Below are 3476 nucleotides of genomic sequence, written 5' to 3'. Positions count from 1 at the left end.
CCTCACCTCGGAAAAAACCAACACCGACAAGGTCGTGCAGTACATGGCCGCGGCGAAGGTCATGGGAATCGAGGTGCTCCCCCCGGACGTGAACGAGAGCGAACTGGATTTCACCGTCCTGGGAGACAGAATCCGATTCGGGTTGGCTGCGGTGAAGAACGTCGGCGAATCTGCCATCGAGTCCGTGCTCGCCGCCCGTCACCGGATGGGGAGGTTTCGCTCCATCGCCGAGCTGTGCGAGGAAGTCGATCTGAGGCTGGTGAATAAACGCGTTCTCGAAAGCCTCGTCAAGTCGGGAAGCTTCGATTCACTCGGTGCCGGCCGTTCCCAGCTCATGGCGGTAGTCGACAAGGCGCTCGAATACGGCCAGCGGGTTCAGCGGGAGCGCGAAAGTGGTCAGGGAAGTCTATTCGGGGACCTGCTTGCCGTTCGTCCCAGCGAGGAATTGCGGAGCTACCCCGAAGTTCCCGAGTGGGGTGACATGGAGCGGTTGGCGAACGAGAAATCGACTCTCGGGTTTTTCTTGAGCGGGCATCCGCTCGACCTGTATCAGGACGAGATCGCGAGCTACGCCACCTGCACGGTGATGAATCTGCGAGAGCAGACCGAAGAAGTGGCCCTGGCCGGACTCATCGCCAGTATCCGCACTCTGCGCACCCGCAAGGGCGATCAGATGGCAGTGCTCCGTGTCGAGGACCAACACGGGGCGGCGGAAGTGGTCGTGTTTCCCGATCTCTATCGTGAGAGCTTCGGTCTGCTGACGAACGATGTCCCCGTGCTCGTCAAGGGAAAGCCCGAAGCCGAGGACGAAGTTGCCAAAGTCCTGGCTTCGAAGATCGTGCCGCTCGACGAAGTGAAACAGCGCGAAGCCGCTTCCATGACGTTGCGCGTTCCCTTGGATTCTTTCCTCGAGGATACTCTGCCGCACCTGAGAGAGTTGCTCGAGCAGCACCGCGGCGAGTGCGAGCTGCGATTCGAGCTCACTCGAGCGGCCTATCGCGTCATCCTTCGCCCGCATCCCTTCCTCCGAGTCGGGCCGTCTCCCGAGCTGGTCGCGAGCCTCGAAGCGATCTGTGGCGAGGGCGCGGTGTCTCTTTCGCGAGATCGCCTGGCGTCACGTTAGATTCTTCGAGCTCCGAACGCGTTCGAGGGTCTCGGCGTCGAGTACCGCATCGGAGAAGGTGCGGGCATAGGCCCAGGACGAGACGAGCAGCGGCAGCAGCCACAACCCAGCGAGCATGAAGATGGCTCCCGGGGGGAGGCCGGCGAGCCATCGCGCATCGCTTCCCCTGGTCGCCAGCATGCCGAACCCGCTCGCCTGCAGGGAAGCGAACAGGGCGATGAGATCCCATTTGAGGCTAAGGAGCCGTCCGCGAGACGAGACCCCGAGGGCTATGAGCGCGACCGGAAACGACATCGTGAGAAAACTGAATAGCCAGGAGAAGAGCGGGTGCTCCCCGATGAAAGTCACGAGGACGAGAGGGGCTGCCACGGCGAGCACGATGACGGGACCAAGGCGCGTCATGGCAGTAAGGCAAGCAAAGATACGTCGTGCGAGCGGGCACAGTCAATCGCCGGCTTTCGCACATGACGCATCTCAGAAAGACCGAAACCTTCGCGACCTTGCGCCTCCGCGCCTTTGCGCATGTTTTGGATACCGGAATACGTTACCGGTTTTCTGAAATGCAGCTAAGCCTCCCGGGGAGGCTCCGCTCCGATGGGTTGGTGCTACACTGGTGCACACCATGGCCGTGGAAACCCTGGATTTCGAAGCGCCCTTGCTGTCGCTCCAAAAGGAGATCGAGGCTCTCACCGGCTATCCCGCCGATTCCCGGAAGGACCGCGAGATCGCGCGCCTGCAACAGAAGCTCGACGAGATGAGAAAGGACATCTACAGCAGGCTCACACCCTGGCAGAAGGTTCAGGTCGCGCGACATCCGCAGAGGCCCTATACGCTCGACTTCATCGCGCAGCTGTTCACGGACTTCGTCGAGCTGCATGGGGATCGACGTTTTGCCGACGACCCCGCGATCGTGGCGGGGATGGCGTGGTTCCACGGCCGCCCGGTGGTTGTCGTCGGCCATCAAAAGGGACGCGATACGAAGCAGAAGATCTATCGTAACTTCGGAATGCCCCGACCCGAAGGCTATCGCAAAGCGCTCCGGGCGATGAAGCTCGCGGAGAAATTCGCTCGGCCGATTTTCTGCTTCGTGGACACGCCCGGGGCCTATCCGGGAATCGACGCCGAAGAGCGCGGTCAGGCCGAGGCGATCGCCTACAACATTCGTGAGATGGCTCGTCTCGCCGTTCCCGTCATCGTGACCGTGGCCGGCGAGGGAGGGAGCGGTGGGGCACTTGCGATCGCCATCGGGGACGAGATTCTCATGCTTCAGCACGCGATCTATTCCGTGATCTCGCCCGAGGGATGTGCGGCGATACTCTGGAAGGACGCAACTCGTGCCGAGGAAGCGGCAGAGGGGCTCAAGCTGACATCGCAGGATCTCCTTGCCCTCGGTCTCGTCGATCGGATCGTCCCCGAACCGATCGGTGGCGCGCACACTGCCCATCTTCAGACCGCACAGATCCTCAACAAACACCTGGTGGAGGCTCTGGAAAAGATCGAGCGCATCGACTCCGAAGACATGCTCGAAGCGCGCTATCAGAAGTTCCGACGCATGGGAGAGCTCGGTCTCGAGATCGCGGCCGAACCATGACCCTGGTCCAGATTCGCTTCTTGAAGCGCGGGTTGCTCCTGCTCTTCGTCGCCAGCGGCGCCTACGTATCTCATCAGGTCTGGCAAGGGTTGCGTGGGCGCGAGTCCCGCTCGCTCTCGAGCCTCGACGAGCCGGTGGATCCGACGTCTCGTCAGATCGAAATCCAGCAGCTCGACTCCGAGGGAAACGTCGCCTGGACGCTCAAGGCCGCCGAGAGTATCGGTCGGAGCGAATCCGCCCAGCAATTCCGGCAGGTGGAGATTCGATTCGCCGCCGGGAAGGAAGAGACGCCGGTGGTGGTGACCGCCGACCGGTGCGAGCTAAGAAACGACGAAGCGGTTTTCCTCGAGGGGAACGTGGTAGTGCGGGACGAAGGCTCGCTCCGCCTGGAGGCCGCGACTCTCGAGTTCCGTCGCAAACCCGATCGGGTCTGGACCACCGAGCCCGTCCGTTACTTCCGTGATGGGCTCGCGGGTGATGCGGGAAGCATGCGATATCTCATCGGGGAGGGAAATCTGGAGCTCGAGGAGGGCGTCTCCATGACCCTTCAGCGCGGAAGCGACGCCCCCGTCGAGGTGACGAGCAAGAGAGCGGTCTTGAAGCGGCGACAGAACTGGCTGCGCTACGTGGACGACGTCCACGTGCGCCACTCGGACCGTTCTCTGGCGTGCAACGACTTGCAGGTGTATTTCTCCGAAGATCGAGAATCGATCGAGCACCTCGAGGCGTACGAGAACGTGGACTTGCGGATGAACGTTTCCG

Annotated in this window: 4 protein-coding genes; 3 read left to right on the top strand and 1 reads right to left on the bottom strand. The window is 62.0% G+C overall.

All coding sequences use genetic code 11. The features are described 5' to 3' along the window. The coding region (locus tag VEK15_16640) for an OB-fold nucleic acid binding domain-containing protein (GenBank protein HXV62331.1) at positions 1-1123 on the top strand (1123 nt) is incomplete at its 5' end. On the opposite strand, the gene VEK15_16635 is transcribed toward VEK15_16640, so the two are convergent. Further along, a complete protein-coding gene (locus VEK15_16635; protein ID HXV62330.1) occupies positions 1115-1525 on the bottom strand; it encodes a hypothetical protein in 411 nt (136 codons plus the stop codon). The genes VEK15_16640 and VEK15_16635 overlap by 9 nt on opposite strands. Positions 1526-1745: 220 nt before the next feature. Here VEK15_16635 and VEK15_16630 point away from each other — a divergent pair, with 220 nt between their 5' ends. Both VEK15_16630 and lptC read left to right on the top strand, forming a co-directional pair. Beyond that, complete coding sequence (locus tag VEK15_16630; GenBank protein ID HXV62329.1) at positions 1746-2714, top strand: acetyl-CoA carboxylase carboxyltransferase subunit alpha; 969 nt, start codon at positions 1746-1748, stop codon at positions 2712-2714. Then, positions 2711-3476, top strand: a 766-nt coding sequence (gene lptC / locus VEK15_16625; protein ID HXV62328.1) for an LPS export ABC transporter periplasmic protein LptC, incomplete at its 3' end; no start/stop codon positions are given. The genes VEK15_16630 and lptC, both read left to right, overlap by 4 nt.

The organism is Vicinamibacteria bacterium (assembly GCA_035620555.1).
Taxonomy (GTDB): Bacteria; Acidobacteriota; Vicinamibacteria; order Marinacidobacterales; family SMYC01; genus DASPGQ01.
The sequence above is the reverse complement of the archived record's forward strand: the minus strand, read 5'-3'. Positions and strand labels throughout refer to the sequence as shown.

What these genes read in the sequence shown, in the direction of transcription:
- VEK15_16635 (HXV62330.1), bottom strand. Translation starts at nt 1,525, where the DNA reads ATGACGCGCCTTGGTCCCGTCATCGTGCTCGCCGTGGCAGCCCCTCTC.
- VEK15_16630 (HXV62329.1), top strand. Translation starts at nt 1,746, where the DNA reads ATGGCCGTGGAAACCCTGGATTTCGAAGCGCCCTTGCTGTCGCTCCAA.